The 19,551-nt window shown below is 43.3% G+C and carries 15 protein-coding genes and 1 pseudogene; 7 read left to right on the plus strand and 9 right to left on the minus strand.

Features of this window, described 5'->3' with window-relative positions; translation table 11 throughout:
* Nucleotides 1-69 precede the first annotated feature (69 nt).
* The 5 genes from pyrI to arcA form a co-directional block, all read right to left on the minus strand.
* A complete protein-coding gene (gene pyrI, locus KIV40_RS17725) occupies nucleotides 70-531 on the minus strand; it encodes an aspartate carbamoyltransferase regulatory subunit (protein ID WP_005448817.1) in 462 nt (153 codons plus the stop codon).
* A gap of 17 nt (nucleotides 532-548) precedes the next feature.
* Nucleotides 549-1,478, minus strand: a complete 930-nt coding sequence (gene pyrB, locus KIV40_RS17730) for an aspartate carbamoyltransferase (protein WP_005432845.1) — start codon at nucleotides 1,476-1,478, stop codon at nucleotides 549-551.
* Nucleotides 1,479-1,568: 90 nt separating this feature from the next.
* Nucleotides 1,569-1,694 (minus strand): aspartate carbamoyltransferase, encoded by a 126-nt coding sequence (locus tag KIV40_RS35450; protein ID WP_306431846.1) that lies wholly within the window; start codon nucleotides 1,692-1,694, stop codon nucleotides 1,569-1,571.
* A gap of 69 nt (nucleotides 1,695-1,763) precedes the next feature.
* A complete protein-coding gene (locus KIV40_RS17735; RefSeq protein ID WP_285350504.1) occupies nucleotides 1,764-2,768 on the minus strand; it encodes an ornithine carbamoyltransferase in 1,005 nt (334 codons plus the stop codon).
* Between the two features lie 157 nt (nucleotides 2,769-2,925).
* On the minus strand, nucleotides 2,926-4,146 hold the full coding sequence (gene arcA, locus KIV40_RS17740; RefSeq protein ID WP_005432859.1) for an arginine deiminase: 1,221 nt from the start codon (nucleotides 4,144-4,146) through the stop codon (nucleotides 2,926-2,928).
* A gap of 584 nt (nucleotides 4,147-4,730) precedes the next feature.
* Here arcA and rraB point away from each other — a divergent pair.
* The 5 genes from rraB to KIV40_RS17765 all read left to right on the plus strand — a co-directional run bounded on the left by rraB (nucleotide 4,731) and on the right by KIV40_RS17765 (nucleotide 11,275).
* Nucleotides 4,731-5,153: a ribonuclease E inhibitor RraB gene (rraB, locus tag KIV40_RS17745; RefSeq protein WP_023585532.1), complete on the plus strand. Its 423-nt coding sequence runs from the start codon at nucleotides 4,731-4,733 to the stop codon at nucleotides 5,151-5,153.
* Nucleotides 5,154-5,293: 140 nt separating this feature from the next.
* A complete protein-coding gene (locus KIV40_RS17750) occupies nucleotides 5,294-6,931 on the plus strand; it encodes a site-specific integrase (RefSeq protein ID WP_285350505.1) in 1,638 nt (545 codons plus the stop codon).
* Nucleotides 6,928-8,772 (plus strand): hypothetical protein, encoded by a 1,845-nt coding sequence (locus KIV40_RS17755; protein WP_285350507.1) that lies wholly within the window; start codon nucleotides 6,928-6,930, stop codon nucleotides 8,770-8,772. The genes KIV40_RS17750 and KIV40_RS17755 overlap by 4 nt, the downstream gene beginning before the upstream one ends.
* 2 nt (nucleotides 8,773-8,774) lie before the next feature.
* Nucleotides 8,775-10,784 (plus strand): hypothetical protein, encoded by a 2,010-nt coding sequence (locus KIV40_RS17760; RefSeq protein WP_285350508.1) that lies wholly within the window; start codon nucleotides 8,775-8,777, stop codon nucleotides 10,782-10,784.
* A 5-nt stretch (nucleotides 10,785-10,789) separates the two neighbouring features.
* Complete coding sequence (locus tag KIV40_RS17765; RefSeq protein WP_285350509.1) at nucleotides 10,790-11,275, plus strand: hypothetical protein; 486 nt, start codon at nucleotides 10,790-10,792, stop codon at nucleotides 11,273-11,275.
* Between the two features lie 284 nt (nucleotides 11,276-11,559).
* On the opposite strand, the pseudogene KIV40_RS17770 reads toward KIV40_RS17765, so the two are convergent.
* The 4 genes and pseudogenes from KIV40_RS17770 to tssI form a co-directional block, all read right to left on the minus strand.
* Nucleotides 11,560-12,408 (minus strand): annotated as a pseudogene (locus KIV40_RS17770) (type I restriction-modification enzyme R subunit C-terminal domain-containing protein); the annotation flags it as partial.
* Nucleotides 12,366-12,716, minus strand: a complete 351-nt coding sequence (locus KIV40_RS17775) for a type I restriction-modification system subunit M N-terminal domain-containing protein (RefSeq protein ID WP_285350514.1) — start codon at nucleotides 12,714-12,716, stop codon at nucleotides 12,366-12,368. The pseudogene KIV40_RS17770 and the gene KIV40_RS17775, both read right to left, overlap by 43 nt.
* A gap of 290 nt (nucleotides 12,717-13,006) precedes the next feature.
* Nucleotides 13,007-13,714 carry a hypothetical protein gene (locus tag KIV40_RS17780; protein ID WP_285350515.1) on the minus strand — a complete coding sequence of 236 codons (708 nt, stop codon included), beginning with the start codon at nucleotides 13,712-13,714 and terminating at the stop codon, nucleotides 13,007-13,009.
* Nucleotides 13,707-17,906 carry a type VI secretion system tip protein TssI/VgrG gene (tssI, locus tag KIV40_RS17785; protein ID WP_285350517.1) on the minus strand — a complete coding sequence of 1,400 codons (4,200 nt, stop codon included), beginning with the start codon at nucleotides 17,904-17,906 and terminating at the stop codon, nucleotides 13,707-13,709. The genes KIV40_RS17780 and tssI overlap by 8 nt, the downstream gene beginning before the upstream one ends.
* Nucleotides 17,907-18,626: 720 nt before the next feature.
* On the opposite strand from tssI, the gene KIV40_RS17790 reads away from it, so the two are divergent.
* Nucleotides 18,627-18,899 carry a helix-turn-helix domain-containing protein gene (locus tag KIV40_RS17790; protein WP_150895868.1) on the plus strand — a complete coding sequence of 91 codons (273 nt, stop codon included), beginning with the start codon at nucleotides 18,627-18,629 and terminating at the stop codon, nucleotides 18,897-18,899.
* A gap of 247 nt (nucleotides 18,900-19,146) precedes the next feature.
* A complete protein-coding gene (locus KIV40_RS17795; protein WP_285350518.1) occupies nucleotides 19,147-19,509 on the plus strand; it encodes a hypothetical protein in 363 nt (120 codons plus the stop codon).
* Nucleotides 19,510-19,551 lie beyond the last annotated feature (42 nt).

Genomic DNA, 19,551 nt, shown 5'->3' on the forward strand with positions numbered 1-19,551 from the left:
GTGATCAAGAGACAGCGCATTAGCGGGGGTATCAGTTAATTTATCGTTAGCAAGATTCGAAGCGGGAAATTAACGCTCAGTCACGATCTCACGCGCGAAGACTTTCTCACAGTATTTACACTTCAGACGGATTTCTTCCTTCTTCTCGAACACTTGGAAGCTGCTCGCAACCGGCTCATTGTGTGTAATACAGTTGCTGTTCGGACATTCAAACACATTGTTGATTCGCTCAGGAAGTTCCAGCGCTAGCTTCTTCACCACTTCGTAGTTTTCGATTTGGTTTACGGTCGCATGTGGTGCGTAAAGTGCTAGCTTGCTTGCCTGCTCTTCGTTGATGAACACGTTCTCAATCTTCAGCAAGTCTTTATGACCGAGTGCAGACGAAGGCAGGTTCAGACCGATGGTTACGCGTTGAGAAGAGTTGTGCATATCGAACAGCTTCAGCACCTTGATACCAATTTGTGCTGGAATGTGGTCGATTACCGTGCCGTTTTTGATTGCTTCTACCTGCAATTGAGTTTCTTTAGCCATGTCTTTTTCTCCCTCGATTACAGTGTTTCGTTAAGAACCAGTGCCAACAATGCTTGGCGCGCGTAAACGCCGTTTTCTGCTTGTTGGAAGTAGTAAGCGTGTGGTGTGACGTCGACGTCTGTGGTGATTTCATCCACGCGTGGCAGTGGGTGTAGTACTTTCAAGTTCTCACGCGCGCCTTCTAGTAGTGCCGCTGTTAGGATGTAAGCTGACTTGATGTGTGCGTATTCAGATTCATCAAAGCGCTCTTTCTGTACGCGAGTCATGTACAGAATGTCTAGCTCAGGAATCACGCTTTCCATGTCTGTGTGTAGGCTGTATTGAATGCCAGCTTCGTCGAGCTCTTCGCAGATGTAATCTGGCATCGCAAGTGCTTCTGGTGCAACGAAGAAGAAACGGATGTTATTGAACTTCGCCAATGCTTGCGTCAATGAGTGTACGGTGCGACCGTATTTTAGGTCACCAACAAACGCAACGTTTAGGTTGTCTAGACGACCTTGCGTTTCCGCGATGGTGTATAGGTCGAGTAGCGTTTGCGTTGGGTGTTGGTTTGCGCCATCACCTGCGTTGATAACGGGTACGCCGTTAGAGAACTCAGAGGCTAAGCGCGCTGCGCCTTCTTGAGGGTGGCGCATCACGAATGCATCGACGTAAGAAGAGATAACTTGAACTGAGTCAGATAGCGTCTCGCCTTTTTTCGCCAGAGAGGTGTTACCACCGTTATCAAAACCAATAACATCACCACCGATACGTTGAATAGCTGTCTCGAACGACAGACGAGTGCGCGTGGATGGCTCAAAGAAACAGCTCGCTACAACCTTGTTTTTAATCAGTTCTGGACGAGGTTCTTTTTTTAGCTGACCTGCAGTTTCTACAATCAGTTCCAGTTCTTCACGTGAAAGCTCTGGAATAGAGATGATGTGCTTCTGGTAAAGCGAGTTCGCCATGATCTTCTTCCCTATAACAGTGGTGACTATCCCCAAAATTCACCGTGATGGAATTTTAGGCATAAAAAAACCTCCCCAATTGGGGAGGTTTTAAAATTCAATAGAATTAACGAAAATAACAGCACGTAAGCGTAGTCGCTTAGCTAGAGCAAATCGCGTTTTTACGTCAGCAATCGGCGTGGGCATTTCGTAATCCTCAGACAAATTGCCGAGCATTATACGCTTAACTTTCGTGAGCGCAAGCGATTACATCATGGTTTTTGTTACCATTTTTAATGCTTTGGTTTAGCTGCCTAATGTCGCAACCATCACGGCTTTAATGGTGTGCATGCGGTTCTCGGCTTCGTCGAATACGATAGAGTATTCAGACTCAAACACCTCTTCGGTGACTTCAAGCCCTTTCATACCGTATTTCTCTGCTACCTCGTTACCCACAGTTGTTTCATCGTTGTGGAAGGCTGGCAGGCAGTGCATGAACTTCACATGAGGGTTACCCGTTTGCTTAATCACATCCATATTGATTTGGTAAGGTGTCATCAGCGCAACACGCTCATCCCAAGCCTCAGCAGACTCACCCATCGAGACCCAAACGTCGGTGTATAGGAAGTCACAGCCTTTAACGCCTTCTTCAACGTTTTCAGTCAGCGTGATTTTCGCGCCGGTTTGTTGGGCAATTTCTTGGCAAGTTGCCACTAATGCTTCTTCTGGCCAGAACGCTTTTGGCGCTACAAGGCGGATGTCCATGCCCATTTTTGCTGCGCCAACCATGAGTGAGTTACCCATGTTATTGCGAGCATCACCAAGGTAGGCAAACGTCATCTCATGCAGTTGTTTCCCACGTCCGTGCTCTTGCATGGTCAGGAAGTCTGCAAGGATTTGGGTCGGGTGGAACTCATCCGTTAAACCGTTCCAGACAGGTACACCAGCATAAGTACCAAGCTCTTCAACGATCGATTGACCAAAGCCACGGTATTCGATGCCATCGTACATACGACCAAGAACACGAGCGGTATCTTTCATCGATTCTTTATGACCGATCTGTGAGCCAGAAGGACCGATGTAAGAGACTTGAGCGCCTTGGTCAAAGGCTGCGACTTCAAATGCACATCGGGTACGAGTAGAAGATTTCTCAAAGATTAGTGCGATGTTTTTACCTTGAAGTTTCTTCTGCTCTGTTCCTGCATATTTAGCTTTTTTCAGCTCTGCAGACAGTTCGAGCAAAAACTGGATCTCTTTAGTTGAGAAGTCCAATAGCTTCAAAAGGTTGCGATTACGTAGATTGAAAGCCATAGCTCGTCCCTTAGGTCGTTTGGTTGATAAAGAATAAAAGCATTAAAACATATAAATGCTTTTATTGTGAATAATTATTTTAACTAAAAACAAAAAAAGGTTGATGCATTCACATCAACCTTAGTCTCAATTGGTTTTATTTGGTGGGAGAGGTTTCTCAAATATCGTCACGTTCGATTGGGCAGCTCATACAGCGTGCACCACCACGACCGCGACCAAGTTCGTTACCCGGAATAGTCAGGACTTCAATGCCAGCTTTGTCGTACTTCTCGTTAGTGTAGACGTTACGTTCGTAACCAATCACAACACCAGGTTTCACCGTCAGTACGTTGTTGGCATCGTTCCATTGCTCTCGTTCAGCTTCGTAGCTGTCACCACCGGTTGTGATGATCTTTAACTGGTCTAAGCCAAGTGCCGATTCAATGGCATGCAGATAGTTGTGTGACGCTTCGACATGCATTTCACCGTTGCCTTTAGGTGTTAGGCGCCAAGTATCTAAATCTTTACGCATGATTTCTGGGTATACCGAGAAAGTGTCCACATCCATATGCGTCATGACCGTATCAAGGTGCATGCACGAGCGGTGTTTTGGTAGGTCGATAGCAATCACTTCTTTCGCCTGACCAGATTTAAACAGGCTTGCTGCTAAGTTCTCTACACCTTGTGGTGTTGTACGCTCAGACATACCAATCAGAACGGCACCTTTACCGATAACCAATACATCACCACCTTCTACGTTGGCATTGTCGTAGTGCTGGTCTTCATCACCAAAGTAGTTAATGAAGTCTTGACCAGCGAAGGTTGGGTGCCAGCGATAAATCGCACGCAGATGGTTGGTTTCGCGTTGACGTGCAGGCATCATCATTGGGTTAAGAGAAACGCCGCCGTATACCCAGCATGACGTGTCACGGGTAAAGAGGTGGTTCGGCAGAGGTTCGATCACGAAGTCCAGTGGGCGCTTCATCTTCGGCAACATTGATGAAGATTTGATTGGCAGTTCCGAGTAAGCCAAGCCGCCAAGGAGAATGCTTGCTAGATGCTCATCGTCCATCTCTGCGAAGTACTGGCGTAAGTCACGAGCGAAAGTCGGACCGTAACGAAAGTCAGAGATCTGAGTGTTCAACAACCATTGTTTGGCTTCTGGAACCGCAAGGGTTTCAACCAGTAGATCATGAAGTAGTAGTACTTCGACATCTTGTTCACGCAGTGTGCGCGCAAACGCGTCGTGTTCTTCACCTGCCGCTTCTACCGCCAATACGTCATCAAACAGTAGCTCATGGCAGTTCGATGGCGTTAGGTGGGTTAGGGCGCGCTCTGGGCGATTTAATAGAACTCGTCTTAGTTGACCAACTTCTGATCCAACGTACAGCTTACTCATTTTGCATCCTTACAAATATTCCAGCCATTAGTTATGACAAGCTTGGTACAAAGATGCAAGTCCTAGAAGTTTGCTTATATATTGCAAAAATATCGTTTTTTGGCGTTATATTTTGTAAATAATCCCTTAGTGTATTTTAATTCTATATTTTATTGTTTTTTCATGACTTTTATAAAGTGCGTTTTTATTCTTTTTCGTTCGAGAGAGAAGTCATACATCAATAGTGCATAAAACATGCATAACCATTCTGAAATATGCAGTTTTTAGCTTTCTTTTATTCGTTAGGTCAGAGTTACCGAGCCGTTGCTGTATTCACTCCAAGATCATAAACACGCAAACAAGTCTAAAATTACTCGTCTTAGGTTCAATTAGGATCTTCTGAATATTAAAGATTAGCTGTTTTTGTTAATTTTTTGTTTCTGTGAGCGGGGTTTAGATTTGCGAGCAAAAATTATCATCAAGAATCACCGCAGTTTGGTGTTTGTTTGTGGCTTTTCATCGCAATCCGTGCCATATTTCACCGCATTAACGTACTCAGTTTAGAGTATAGTGTTTCCATCAAGTAACTAATCTGGAGCCAAAACATGTCTCACGAAGATGAATATCTATCAGTAGAAGAATTAATTGAGATTCAAAAGGAAGAGACTCGCGATATCATTGCAGCATTGCTAGAAGACGGCAGCGATCCAGATTCACTATACGAAATCGAGCACCACCTATTTGCTGAAGACTTCGACACGCTAGAAAAAGCGGTTGTTGAGGCGTTCAAGATGGGCTTTGAAGTTCTTGAAGCTGAAGAAACAGAAGATGAAGACGGCAACAAGCTACTTTGCTGTGATGCAACAATGGAATCTGCACTAAACGCAGAAGCGATTGATGCTCAGGTTGAGAAACTGGTTCATCTTGCAGAAAAATACGACATCATTTACGACGGTTGGGGTACTTACTACGAACACCCCTACGATTCTGACGAATACGAAGACCCCGACGATTTTGATGAAGAATAAAAGTGAGAAATAATGAAAGCCTCGCCACATGGTGAGGTTTTTTTTGCTCTAATTTTATTTTTTACCATCTATACGACTTTTGAAGGTGAGAATGTGTGATAGGTTTAATGTTAACTAAATAATGAGTTAGCGACATTCAAATGACGGAAATCATTTTCGACATCAAGACAAAAACATTAAAACCTTTCTCTTATAAAAAGCCATTGGTGTTCGTTGATGATAATGGAGAGCTTCAATATGAATACTCTCGTAACAAAGAAAGTCATGTTCATATTAAGAAGGTTATCTTCTTGAACTTGGTTGGTTACGAGAAACTTAAACGGCTTGATGAGAAGGGTAAGCCGATGAAAGATGAGTACGGCAACACTATTTTCACCAAGGGAAAGCTACTTTCATATGAGCCTCTGGATTGTGTTAATGAGTTTATTCTTGCAAAACACGTTGAGAAAGATGCAGAAGAGTCCCAACAAGCTTCTAAAGCTCTCACACATTACTTCAGGTTTATATTGGATGCTCAAGCAAAGTGGGATAGTAAATATGACAATGAAGATTACGATCCCTTTATCGCCCCTCCTCGCCCTGCTTGGGATAAATTTGCTGTTAGGAAAAACCTACGTGCCACATTTATGTACAGGGATGCAATCAAAAAGACAACGATAAGTGGAACAGGGTTGGCTCGAACGACCGCAGTATCGTATGTACGTTCGGTCGTAGAGTTTTACAAGCATCATCTCAGACAGGGAATGAAGTTTAATAACCCTCCGTTCGAATTCGAAACCTTGCTAATTAGCATTGAAAACAGTGGCACTCACATGAGTGCTTACAGTCGTAAGGTGATACAAACCACCGATTTAAAACTGAGTTTCCCAAAGTCAAAGCGAAACGATGGAGGTAGATTACCCAATGCAAGACGCGATCTAAAGCCACTATCAAACAGTGAGTGGGAAGAGATTAAGAATGTCCTGATTAACACCCAACGAGTCATTAAGAATGTTAATCGCGAAGAAAAGTTGGTTAGCCTGCCTGAAGAGTATTGCTTATTGCTGCGCGTCTACCGCTACACGGGGCTTCGTAAGGAGGAAGGCGCAAGTTTGCACCTAGGGCAAGTAGTTCGCCCTGACATGAAAACTGCTATGTTGAGGCTGGGTGTGGGCAACCAATATGGTTCACTCACTAAAGATCCTAGTGGTGGTTACAACAATAAGTCTCGACGCACCATTATTCCTAGTTCACTGATGCTCGAACTGTACAACTACAGCCACTCGCCACGATACAAAAAACGCTTAGCGAAATTTAAAGAACGGTGCAAGGCTGAGAGAGAAGCGGGTAACGATGCCTACTTTGATGGGCCTGATGGGGTTAATGAAAACAAGCAATACCTTTTCATTAGCAACTCTGGCGTACCGTTGTTTAAGAAACTGGAAGAAATCAATACTCGATGGAATGAGGTCAGGAAAACAGCCGCCGTTAATTTGCCGAATGATATTGATTCGGTGGTTCACAACTTACGCTCTACCTTTGCAGTCTCGGCTTTTCGGACATTGTTAAAGAAAATGGATGCAGACGAGGCTCTAAAAATAGTATCAGCATTTCTTGGCCATGAAGATTTATCCACCACGCTACTTTATCTGCAAATTGCCCAAGATAAGCCTACGGGGGATGAAATCTGGGAAGATGTGTTGGACTACGTTGGTGTGTTTGATGAAGAGAGCGACTTGGATTATTTACCTGAGCTCGAAGAAGCGTCTAGAAAGCTTGAGGAGGCAAAGAAAAAATGAGCCGCAACGGTAAGTCTAAACCTGTTTTCCTTGATGAAGCATTTTATGAGGCACCGGCCGCAACGGTTGAGCCGCTTCACTTGGATGAGTTGAAGCTGAAATGTGGCGGCGTTACATCTCATATTACACAGTTGTTATATCAAGACGTCCCTAACTACTCTGCGTATGGCAAAAAAATAGAAGGGGTGGATTATATCCCTGTTGCGTGTAGAGAGGCGTTTGTCCGAGATGTCTATCACCTTCTTAAAACGGACTTCAATCGCACAAAGCAAGTATATTTTAACCAATTGAAGCTATATCTTCGCTGGGTGGAGCGTGAGCATCGAGAGCCTATTAATGGTGACTACTTCGCCCCAGATTTATACGATGCCTACATGGATTACCATCAAGGCAAATGTAACCGAGGTGAGCAAAGTCTATGGACATGGACATCCGCTAAAAGGATGGTGAGTTTTTTCCTGAAAGCGTATAACCGCTCCATCGAGGCAAAGCAATTAATATCAATAAAAGGTGCCCAAAAACAGGCCGATTCACATAAAGGCATCGATGTGGTTGGGGAATTCAAGCCGCTTGTTCGGCGATTCATTGCGGCGTTTGGCGAGTTTAGGCAACATTTTTTAGAGGGCACTAAGCCCAGTCTTCACCCACTTTGGAGTGAGGAGTTGTTCAATCAACAAGCCGAGAAAAATGGGTGGAGCCCCGTAAAAAAAGCAAACTATAAGCAATATTTTAAGAATGCTGTAAGGACTGAAAATTCAAGACATAACCATTTTTCCCGACTGGTTGCGATGCTCGCCTTTTGCTTCACAGGGCAAAACACAACGCCTCTTTTAAACCTGCGTTTTAGCGACATTCGGTTTACCGCTAAATCAGATGGCAAAGTCTACTTTGACATGACCAAGGCGCGTGCAAATTATTTAGGCTTTGATACTTCGCTTGGCTGTCATAAAAAGACTCAAGAGTTCTTCCATCAATGGCTAGAAATTTCGATGACACTCCAGAAAAACGCTGGAACAGATTGGGTGTTCCCTTATTTTAAGGCATCAGGCGAGATTCAAGGGTGCGTTGACGCAGGTCAGAGTACCCCTCAAAAGAGTATCAATAAGTACACAAAGAAATTGGGGCTTGCCCACGTCACACCCTCAAAATTACGCCAAACAAAGATTGATACTCTAATGAAAGTCACGAAAGACATTTGGTTAGTGTCGATGTCAGCTAACAACTCAATTGAAGTTCTTGCAGTTAATTATTCTGACGGTAACGAAAGCGATCATAGAACGAGTTTGGCGGCAAACAATGAGGCGCTGTACGACTTTTCGAAAAATGGCACCGATCCTCACGAGGCGGCGAATAAATCGAAGTTTAATCATGCCAATGTATTGAGTGACTACGACTATAAAAGGCTGCGTAAGGAAGAAACAGCGAACGACACCCAAACTCCCCTTGGCGTTCGTTGTAAGGGTTCCTCACAAGGTGTTGCCGCAAGAATTAAGAAAAACCTTGAAAATATGGGTGTCAAACAGCCAGAAAAGGAGCAGCGTTGTACCGACTTCCTTGGCTGCTTCGAATGTCCTCATCATAGATTAGTGTCTGAAGTCGAGGATATTTGGCTAATGCTGTCCTTCAACGACACACTACAAGAAATGAAGGCTTACCCAGCTATTAATAGTCTGCCAACGGACAAATTTTATAAGCTGTGTAACACCATCGAGTCGATTTTAAAGGGCTTTAAAAAGGTTGCGCCTGATAACTACACCCAAGCTCTAAAAATGCACAGCGAAGCCCCTCACCCGCTTTATAGTGATGGGTATAGCCTAATGGACTTATTGGAGACGTTTTAACCATGAATGACAAACTAGACAAGCACCATAAGATTGTTTCATCAGTTCCAATTCAGAAGTCTGAAACGGCATTCTTAATCGAGGGATTAGACAGGCTCGACATCAAAGATAAACCATATCACGTCGAGAGGTGGGACTTTTCAACGTCGCATGTCGTTGGTGTTAACTATTCATTAACCGTAAGCTTTGCTGCTACTAATCCTGAGTATGTGAATGCAATACAGGACGCTTTATATCAGTTCTATCACCACTCAAAAAAAGTAAGCACCTTGCCCTTATCGATCACCCAAATGAATGCCATGAAGATCTCACTACAGCACATTGCAGACCGCTTGGAGGGGACAGATTGGAGCCAATTAGATAACGCCAGGCGGTGGACATCATTTACCCGTAGCCTGAAACAGAAGCAGCTTAGCTACACAGATCATATTCTTTCAGCATTAAATAAACTGACGGATGTTGGTTTGCTTAATTCATATGTTGACGCGAAGGGCTTAAGAAAATGCGCAACGGGAAAAGAACCTGAACAGCATGTGGCTATTCCGCATAAATTATATCAATGCATCATGAACCATGCTTTAGAAACCGTTGAAAAATATCATCCGTATCGTCATGAGATTTCAGTGGTGATGGGAGAAGCCTATGATATTAGGAATCGAATTCGTAATGGTGAAAGGCTTACTGAACAAGGTTGCGGCTTTGGCAGAAAACAACTATCTATGACCGACGAAGCTCTTGAACAAAGGGTGAGAAGGGCGATAAAGAAGATTGACCATCGCATTCCTGATTTTAAGGTAGATTTGCACGCTATGAGTTTGGCTGACATCCTGACTAGTTGTTTGGTGGTAGTTCAAGGTTTCTCAGGCGTACGAATTGGCGAGGCTGTATCTTTAAATAAAGATAGCGTAGATACGGTAATGGTTAACGGTCAGCTAGTGACAATACTCACAGGCGAAACAAGCAAGGGACATGATGGAATACCGACTATCGCCACTTGGCAGTCACATTCTGTTGCAGAAACAGCGCTAGAGCTGGCTTATGACATGATGGCGTCAACTCGCGAGTTTTATCACAATGACGTTGATAAGAAAGAAGCGGATGGTGGAACAGCAAATAACATTGCGCACATGAGAAAACAATTGTGTTCCGCATTTTTGGTGGCTAAAGCTACACAACAAGACAGTGATAACTATATATTTAACCCTTGGAATGGACTGAAAAGGTTTATAAGCAATCTGGGATACAAGGCCACCCCAGAGGATGTAGGCGAGTTTAATATGTTGAACCCTTCAAGAGAGGGGCAATTAATGGTTGGCGGGACATACTCGGGGTTAAGCTCTCATGACTTTAGACGGTCATTTGCCGTGTTCTTTGTGCGGTATGGCTTCGGCACGGCTTCAGGGATTAAATTTCAATTCAAACACCAAAACATCAATATGTCAGGTTACTACGCAAATAATGCGGTATTAGCACAGATGAATGACCTGCTAATGGATGAGGATATTTTAAACGACTTGAAAGAGGCGGGGATTGATTTGGGGGTAGATATCTTCGATGAGATCTACAACGACAGTGAGCATTTGAGTGGGGCCAAAGGCGAGGCTATTATGCAGGAGCGATTGGATCAATTGAAAGCGGGTAAACGCATCTTCATGACTCGTTCAGAAATTGAAGAGAATCTTCGTCGTGGCAGTTTTCACATCATGCAACTGCCGAGTGGAGCCTATTGTACTAATGCTTCGTGTGACCGAGTGTGTGGTACATCACTCTTTCGAGCGGAAATCAAAGAGTGCGATCATAAAGTGGTGACCGATAAGGGAGCGAAAAAGATTGCTAAGCAACGAGAACGATTGATTGCCAAGTTTACGAATCTTAACACGGGTGATGTATTAAAAAGCTCAATCTTGACTGGCTTAAAGCAGAAAATTTTGGTGGAAGAACTGACACTAAAAGCCCATGAAATCCCTTATACTCCATTTACTGATGAAGTTATTAGTCTTCCCAAGGAGTAACCTAAATGAATCAAGAAACTTTAAGGGAGTTGGTACAAGAAGAGAAAGCATTGTCGGCTGAAGAAAAGCTTCATAAGGCACTCACTCGACTCCAAAATGGCAAGCCCCTACGAACTAAAGCCAAAGGCCGTCTTACTCTCAATAAAATCAACAACGAGGCGGGCTTAGGGCGCAGTTACATTCATAAGTTCAAAGAGTTCGTTGATAATGTCGCCAACCCTGCTATCGAGACATACAACGAAATCCTGGATACACCTAAATCATCTGAAATAGATAAGGCTTCCACAGAAAATATGAGCGAAATCGATAGGCTCAAAGATGAATTAAGGAAGCAAATCGAACTTAAAGAAGGCTATCGTACAGAGAGGGACGAGGCTTTAGCCACTAATGATGAACTTGAAGTATTGAATAAGTCGCTGATGTTTCGAGTGTATGAACTACAGCAGGAGCTTACTGATAGTGTTGCTGAGTATGAAGGTTATAAAAAGTAATTGCTGGTAAATCAACTGAGCGAAACTCATTTTTGGACATTTCTGTATTACGAAGTGCCAACTGTGAAGGTTCTGGACATTTATTGCTTAGATTAAATACTCTAATTTATTTAATTGGAATACTACTTTTCATCAAAAACTGTCATCATTAGCACTGTTATTGAACACAAACTTGCATAAACATTCATTTTAAGGAATTTTAATACCCTTCGTTTTGATATGGTTCATATGTAATAATCTACCGGCTTCTCACAAACATTATATATCTAGGATTTTATAGCAATCTATGCACTCATTGTTTCGCTAACCACTGCATTCGCGTTCACCTTGCGAATAACTCCAAACAACTCAACGACGGTCCCCTCGTCGAAGAATCCATAAGCGCTTTCGCCGTGGTTGTCAGTAAATGGTGGCTCGAAGAGTTGCGACATATCTAAGATGCCGTTATTAACGAGGTAGTCGATCACTTGGTCGACGAATTGAATCTGTTCAGCGTTGTATGACTCTTCATCAAGGAAGCTGCTGAATGCTTCTTTGGCTGCATTCATGTCTAAGCCGACAAGTTCACGGATAAACGTACCTAAAGGCTTCTCTTGTAGGATTTTTTCGCGATACGTTTCCACATCACTCATACCGCTAGCTTCCAGTAACAAACCTTCTAAAACGTCTAAGTCCGCTTGTGTAATGGCTTTATTGCGCTTTAGCTTTTGGATGGTTAATTGATCTTGGTGGTCTTGAATATAGAGCTCAATCTTCTTACGGTATTGAGCTAAATCAACGCTTGGGTTCTTGTATACGTTTGTCACATCATGGACACCTTGAACCTCGTCTTCGAAGTTGGTGTACACCATCTCTTTTTTATCTTTGTCCAACGCAAACATGAGATTTCGTAGCTTACGTCGTAGCTCTTCTAGCGTGACTAAGTGGATATCTTGCCAAAACTCTTGGGTCTGGATGTCCTGAATCAGTTGTAGTTGCGCTTGTACCGCTGGGATGGTTGATTTGGCTTCTAACTGCTCGGCAAACTCGATGACACGTCCACGGCTTGTTTCCGAGATCATACCTTTCTCTAATAGGTCTAGTTGCATGGTCAGTACAAGACTGTCAAAGCGGTGTGATAGATGGTTAAGCTGCCTTCATTTTGTAGCGTCTTAATTTTAGGGAACACGCGATCACGGACGATTTCCATCATGACGTCTGGATCTTTATCTTTGAAACTACTCCAACGAAGGGCTTGCTCTTCAGGCGAAAAGGTTGGGTTGTTTAGCGGTAGATCTGTTGCTTGGCTGCGACGCTCAGCGGTCTTTTGCAGTTCATCTAAACGACGAATAAATAGTAGGTAGGAGATCTGCTCGATAACTGAAATTGGGTTAGCGACACCGCCTGTCCAAAACATTTCCCAAACTTGGTCGATCTGATTACGAATTTTGCCTGTTAGCATGGTGATTCTCTTTGGTAAACCTATAGCCAAGTAGTTGGCTTATATTGGGTTTATTTTACTGCATCCTCTTAACATTGGCACACAACTTTCTTAGAGTCGTGGAAAACATTATTATGCAACCAGAATCACTTATCGTTCCCTTCGGAAAGAGCGACATTTTGACCCGCATATCTACTGTAATGTAGCTATCATCAGGCGGTGATCCAAATGGTGGGGTTGCTGTGTTTGGCAAAGAAAGGAAGAGTCGCCTAATATCCCCCCACGACTAAAGCAAGAGTAGTGAAAAAAGCCTAGTCATTGGTTTCTTTCTGCTCTTGAGGCTCTGTTCGGTAGTTATCACCAGCGGTTATATCGTATCGAATTACTGTGTCGTCAGTGAATTGGGAGAAATCTATATTAATATCTTGATAACTAAATTCAGACTCAGCTTTTCGCGCCCCGTTTATGTAATAATCACATGCGAATCCTCCAGCCCATCGTTCCCAATCTGGATAATATTTATCCCTACAATTTTTAGCCTCAATCATAGAGGTCATGTCTATAGCTTTCTCAAATTCAAGTATTGGTGGGGTTATCCTTAACTCAGCAAATCCAACCGTGTCGTAAGCATTCTTTGCATCCACAACAATTCTGTATAACTTCATATCACATCCATTGGATAGGAAGTTTTTATATGGTATGCGAAGCTCATATTGTTTTTCATTTTGAGCAAAGTTATGTGCGAAGCGCAAAACGGCCTTCCCCCCTTTTCGCTTTTTACCATCTACAGCGCTCCATGAAAATGATTTACAATTTTCTCCACCACCATGGAAAGTGCTGTACGCTTTCACAGTCGCATCTTCCGGTTTCAGTCCTTTTATTGAGATATAGTGTTCATCTGGGGAAGCACCAAAGGGGGCTCTAGAGCTCTCATACCACTCAAATAAGGGGAATGCAACAAAGTACCCACCTAACCATATAGCTAGCACTATAGAGCTGAGTTTCATGAGTTTAACCATCTATTTCTCCCCCCAAATCAATATCTAGTGGCTTGCTGTCACCATAAAGTAAAGTCGCAGGAGGGAGTAACGTTGGAGAATTAACCAGAACACCTAACTCCCGTTGAATACGCTTGAGATTAGCAACTAACTTTTCAATGGTTTCCTGTTCCGCCCTCAAACTAATACGTTTCGCCTCACCAACATGATAAGGAATACTTAAGCTCTGCTCATGCTCTTTTTGCAGCGCTTGGTGACCTTCGTTCAAACTCTCTATCGTCGTACTTAACTCTCGATTGGCACTCTCGTAGCTATGGGACAATGTTCCTTCAAGCAGCATCTCAAGTTGCGATTTCAAGTTAGGAATATATTCTGACATCATATGATCTAATCCGGAATCCAGCACAGTCGCAGCATATCCATTGAGATCAATATGCTCTTTGCTTAATGTGTTTGCCAGCACAAACGTATCATCTTGTTTATCGCGCGCAAACGTAAGACTTGTAATGTGAGTCTGCTGTGGTGTAAGAAGAACTTGTTTCACTTCATCGGGTTGGTGCTTTTCAGGGCTATAAGTCAACAACTGCACAAGATTTCCATGATGATGATAATTATCGTCATCACCATCAATTACTTTATCCAAAAGAGACATGACTATACCAGTTACGCCAACGCCTTTCCCCCATGAATGCTCTGTCATGTCTTCAGGGTTTGTATTTGTCCACTTGAAAGGAACCTGCGGAACCAAATCATGGTTATTCACATGGCGATAATGAACAATACTGTTGTAGTTTTCCACAAATGTATGTGTTCCTGTTCGCGGCATTCCATATGTGTGCAGTCGCAATACTTGGGGAGCAAAGTGTTGTTTTAGTAAAGCACTTATTATTAGGGCGCCAGCCCCACCTAAACTATGCCCGCATACATAAAAATCTTTTCTACTGTGAAGTTCTAAAATGTCTTTTTGTATTAGTGTCCAAAACGCTGAAGCATATTGATAAAAACCTTGGTGTAAATATGTTCCGTTTAGCTCAGATATTGGAATTTGAGAAGCATCTAAGTCTGTCATCACATCTTGGTAACCATCTGATTGGAATAGCGCTCTAACTCCATCTTGCATTTCTATTGCTTTAAACGCCACACGATTAATATGCTTCGTTGCCTGAGCCCAAGCAGTATCACCAAGCCTATACACTTCTTCATTCCCAAAGTACGTTTGAGTTCCTCGAACGCCAATAATGGCCATTTCATCATTACTCAATATGTACCCTTCACATCCTATCTTTTCATCCGTGTAAAATTTATATTGTAAATGTTTTGAATAAGGCACTTCATGGAGCAACCAATGCTCCTTAAATGACGCACAGTAATTTGGTCTAACTCTTTGTTGCAAAGAATGCAGTAACGTATCCAATCCACCTTCAGGTATAGAAGGTGACTCACTATCAGGGATCCCAAACTTATCACTCGCATAGGCTTGTGTTGCCAGTAGTGCAAACGTATAGCTGTTAACAAGGCTGTATTCGTCAGTATCGATGATCAAAGGTAGATAACTACGAAGCGCTTTGACTTCAATCACTGTTGTCTCATTTGAAACGACACTCAAGCCCGCATTGGTTTTGTCATATTGACTATCAAGTGCTCCATGGTAGTCACGTAAGAAGTCATCTTCAGGTTCTTCATCCCATAAGTCACCAACAGCAACATACTTGTACTGTTTGGCTTTCTCTCCCGAAGCATCTAATTCACTTTGTGCTCGTTGGTTTACTGGTGATAGGACAGACTCTTCGCGACTCGCATGTTGCTCAACCTCATTAAGTAGATCATCTCTGATTGCGGTAACGCGCCAACTACCCTCAATGACATCATCAAAAAATACCCCTCCATTTTGAATAGCCTGAGTTAATTTTTGACCTGTGACACTATGCGTTACAGTGACATCTAATCCATCTAGAGAAACATCTCGCTCACTGCGTAGCTCAAGCGCTAACCAATGTTTCGATTGCGTTGGCTCTTGAACATAAGCAAGTGGAGAAGCTGACGTCGCAGCACTCCCTGCCGATGGGGTAGACAAAGCAGATACAGATTTGGGAGTGCGAGTTGTCACATCTGTAAATCTCACAGCTCCTTTATTAGGGTTCATCTTCACTTTTGAGCCCAACACTTTGGTCGTGCTAGCACCATCTATCGTGATATCCGAGCCATAAAGCAAAATATTGCCATTACTTTTTAGGACCAACCCAGAAAACCCGACTTTGACTGCAATTTCATCAGCAGATACCACCGCTGTCTGTCCGTCAGAACGAATAGAAGTGTTACCGCTGACTTCTACACTTAAATGATTCCCTATCCCTTGAGTATCGTCAGAGCCTACATCAATAGAGCGTGAGGCTTTAATGATTTCCGATGAGCTATTCAATACTTCTCGCGTATCACTCCCACCAATAAGCATTTTACGATTGTCATAAATGGTGAGTGATTGCGCTCCCGTAACTTTCTTGGACTCGTTCTGGTTGTAGGTTAAAGAAACATCTTGCTCGACTTGTTCAATGAAAGTCTGCTTAGTTAATGAGGTTTTGTGTCCATCAATCTCTTCTTTACGATCGCCTTTTATTTCATTTTCTTGATTTCGAGCGACTTTAAGCTCTTCGTCGTTGCCTATATCTCGGTAACGGTTATTTAGAACCTCTGTCTTCATGTCTTTTTGAGCACGGAAGTGAACCTCTTCTTGGTCACTCTCATCCTCAAAGTACATTTCGTTGTAACCTTCAGCCTTATGGCTTTGGGTTCTGAACACGGTGCGCGTTTTGTTTTCTGGTAATGGGTATGGCGGCGTGTGTAAACCGTTGTACACCGCGCCCGTCACTAATGGACGGTCTGGGTCACCCTCTAGGAAGGTCACAATCACTTCATGCCCAATTCGCGGTAAATACACTGCGCCCCAGTTCGGTGCTGCCATTGACTGACTAACACGTAGCCAACATGAGCTATGCTCATCGCTTTGTGCGTAGCGGTCCCAATGGAACTGAACTTTGATGCGTCCATATTCATCGGTGTAGATTTCTTCGCCCGCAGGACCAACCACAACGGCAGTTTGAGGGCCATCAATCACAGGTGAAGCCATTTTAGGCGCACGGAATGTTACGTCTCTTGGTAAGCAGACAAACTGATTGTAATAAGTCGTAGGCTCATCACTCGATTCTTCTTCGTGTACACGAGGGTTAAAGCCCGTGTGCATCACCGTCAACATGAGGTAATCACGATTGATGTTGGAACGAGGATGCTGGCTGATATCGAAGCTGTAACCTGCGGTGAGGCGCATGATATCGCTCGCGGCCTCAATCTGATGGCTATCCACCGTGTATTCGGACATCCACTCTGTTGCACGCTGCTGACCTAATTCTGGCGTTGTGTAGCGACCAAGATAGTCGTAGCGCTGCAAATCAAAGTTTGGGCCTTCATCCGCGCTTGTACCTTGCGGAATTTTTGGCGTGAGATAGTTGTAATCACCGTAGCTCACTAACCCAGTACGAGTTCGATGGATTTGCTCAAGGTCGAAGATATGCTCTCGGTCTGGCGCGCCACCACCTTGGGTATGATAAATCACAGGTCCTAGGTACGAAGCGTTGATAGGCGAACTGATAAGCTCGGGTATCGCATCGTTGCTATCGACGATGACCATAGTGTGTCCAGCGTCACTGTGTTCGAAATAGTACCAAAGCCCGTGCTCTGCCATTAATCGCTGCACAAAGCGCTGGTCGTTCTCACGGTATTGAAGAACGTACTCTTTCGTTTCGTATTGCGCTGACAACTCAAAGCGGTAATCGCTCATGCCTGCATCATCAAAAACCTGACGAACGATGTCGGGAGCGGTTTGCATCTGGAAGATTCGACAATCTTGGCGCTGAGTGAGAAACCAAAGGTGTGGAACCAAGGTAATATGATAACGGGAGAAGCGGCGACCAGTACCTAAATAGCGAAGCTCAGAGATACTGCCATTAAACTGACGAGCAGCCCCTATGCCTTGGCCCAAAAGGTTCAGGACGCCCATTTTTCGGCTTAACATATCGAATGTGATGGCATCGTCGTCAGACAATACTGTTAGATTCATTTCAAAGGGAGAAGAGACTGTTTCCGTGATCCGGAAGCTTTCGACTTTAAATGCACCGGAGAACCCGGAAACATCAAAGGTGAAGTTTACATCATTAACCATACTATTCGGCTCTTATGACAGCGAAGAAATGAGCGGAAAAGGGTCCACCGCCACGCGTTAAATAGACGAAATGTATCAAGTTAAAAGAGGCTTATCACCGTGGCAATCTGACGGAAAATGCGAGCATTCAATAGTGTATTCGGTTGAGTAGATAGAGAGATAGGATGTTCCAATCTGAAAGTTCACACTTTGCATAGTGATATCGGCAAGTGTAGGCCATTGCTAACAGTTCAGTTTTGTGATGTTGGCACGCAAAAAATTAGGGCTAATAAGACGTGTTAAAGGTTCCCAGCTTCTATCGAGTGATCTAGTGCCGCGTTTAATTTGGAGGATAGGGAAACACCTAAGCCGATAGGGTGTCCTCGATGGGTTACTTCTATAATTGCTCCAACGTGCTTCTATCCTAAAAGGATATAAATACACTTGTGCTGCATAAATAACAACAATGCCGCATTAGATTTCTTTATGCAGATTGCGAGTGATTGAATGCGTTCACTTTTTAGTCGAAAACATTAATGGGGCATAAATGAGCCAGCACTTTTGCTAAATTAGCAAACTACGAATAACCACAAGTATGGCAAAGTATGTTTCCAGCAGTGAGTCTGAAACAAAGATCGCACTGATAGGAAGCTAGGGTAAAGTGCAGGCCAAGAAGATTTACGTTAAACTCGGTTTACTCAACAACCAATGCTAATCTTGCCAGTGCCTATTCTAACAAATATGAATGACCACCTATCTCCTATCAATAAGAACCAAATCCAAAAGCTTATCCGAGAAGAATTAGCACCGACGTGGTTTGATAGTAAATCAGCGACACCTGATATGTCTTGGGTAACACCAACGGTACTTGATGTATTATTTTCCGAGTTGATAACGCACACACGCGGTAACCAATCAAAGGCGGCAAGAATTTTGGGTGTCAACAGAGGCAACTTCAGTAAAAAATTAAACCAGATTATAAGCCGAGAATTTGATAGTCATGAGGCAAAGTAAGTATCACGCCTATTGGTACTCTGCGGATGGTGCCGAGCTTGAGAAACCGCCTATGAGCAACTTTATGCACTCTCAGGATAACTGCGTCTAGAGAAAGGCTCTGCCACGTCTTTATCATAATTTGCGACAGAACCTCTAATTTTGGTCTTGTCGGCAAGTTACGTTTAGTGGTCGCTGTTTTCTGGACGTTTGCTGAACCTTAGTATTAAGATTGACGACAAAAATATTCGCAAAGAACAAGGTTAATATGGACTATTTTTTATCTAGTGTTTTTATATTTTTCTTAATCTCATTTATTTCCTTTTTATGGTCTGACGCTTTAGTGGAGGATGAGAAAATACGGCTAATGGATAAATATAATAATAAAGAATTAGTTGACAAGTTAATGAGGCATAGGATTTGGCAAGGTCAGACTGAAGAACAATTATTGGATTCAATTGGTCAACCTTCTTATACTTACCATGTTAACGTTAAACGTAAGATTTTGAGATATGAGTACACTCCAAGTCCGGTTACGATGGGGTTTCGAAGCTTTAACGTGACGATTGTAGATGGAACGGTCGTTGCAACGGATAGAAAACAACCCCCATATAACAAGGCGATTAGTTGAGTAGCGTAGTTCCCCCCTTAACAGAGCGCTGGCGGATCCCCT

It is taken from the genome of Vibrio sp. D173a (assembly GCF_030248475.1).

What these genes read in the sequence shown, in the direction of transcription:
- pyrI (WP_005448817.1), bottom strand. Translation starts at nt 531, where the DNA reads ATGGCTAAAGAAACTCAATTGCAGGTAGAAGCAATCAAAAACGGCACG.
- pyrB (WP_005432845.1), bottom strand. Translation starts at nt 1,478, where the DNA reads ATGGCGAACTCGCTTTACCAGAAGCACATCATCTCTATTCCAGAGCTT.
- KIV40_RS35450 (WP_306431846.1), bottom strand. Translation starts at nt 1,694, where the DNA reads ATGCTCGGCAATTTGTCTGAGGATTACGAAATGCCCACGCCGATTGCT.
- KIV40_RS17735 (WP_285350504.1), bottom strand. Translation starts at nt 2,768, where the DNA reads ATGGCTTTCAATCTACGTAATCGCAACCTTTTGAAGCTATTGGACTTC.
- arcA (WP_005432859.1), bottom strand. Translation starts at nt 4,146, where the DNA reads ATGAGTAAGCTGTACGTTGGATCAGAAGTTGGTCAACTAAGACGAGTT.
- rraB (WP_023585532.1), top strand. Translation starts at nt 4,731, where the DNA reads ATGTCTCACGAAGATGAATATCTATCAGTAGAAGAATTAATTGAGATT.
- KIV40_RS17750 (WP_285350505.1), top strand. Translation starts at nt 5,294, where the DNA reads ATGACGGAAATCATTTTCGACATCAAGACAAAAACATTAAAACCTTTC.
- KIV40_RS17755 (WP_285350507.1), top strand. Translation starts at nt 6,928, where the DNA reads ATGAGCCGCAACGGTAAGTCTAAACCTGTTTTCCTTGATGAAGCATTT.
- KIV40_RS17760 (WP_285350508.1), top strand. Translation starts at nt 8,775, where the DNA reads ATGAATGACAAACTAGACAAGCACCATAAGATTGTTTCATCAGTTCCA.
- KIV40_RS17765 (WP_285350509.1), top strand. Translation starts at nt 10,790, where the DNA reads ATGAATCAAGAAACTTTAAGGGAGTTGGTACAAGAAGAGAAAGCATTG.
- KIV40_RS17775 (WP_285350514.1), bottom strand. Translation starts at nt 12,716, where the DNA reads ATGCTAACAGGCAAAATTCGTAATCAGATCGACCAAGTTTGGGAAATG.
- KIV40_RS17780 (WP_285350515.1), bottom strand. Translation starts at nt 13,714, where the DNA reads ATGGTTAAACTCATGAAACTCAGCTCTATAGTGCTAGCTATATGGTTA.
- tssI (WP_285350517.1), bottom strand. Translation starts at nt 17,906, where the DNA reads ATGGTTAATGATGTAAACTTCACCTTTGATGTTTCCGGGTTCTCCGGT.
- KIV40_RS17790 (WP_150895868.1), top strand. Translation starts at nt 18,627, where the DNA reads ATGAATGACCACCTATCTCCTATCAATAAGAACCAAATCCAAAAGCTT.
- KIV40_RS17795 (WP_285350518.1), top strand. Translation starts at nt 19,147, where the DNA reads ATGGACTATTTTTTATCTAGTGTTTTTATATTTTTCTTAATCTCATTT.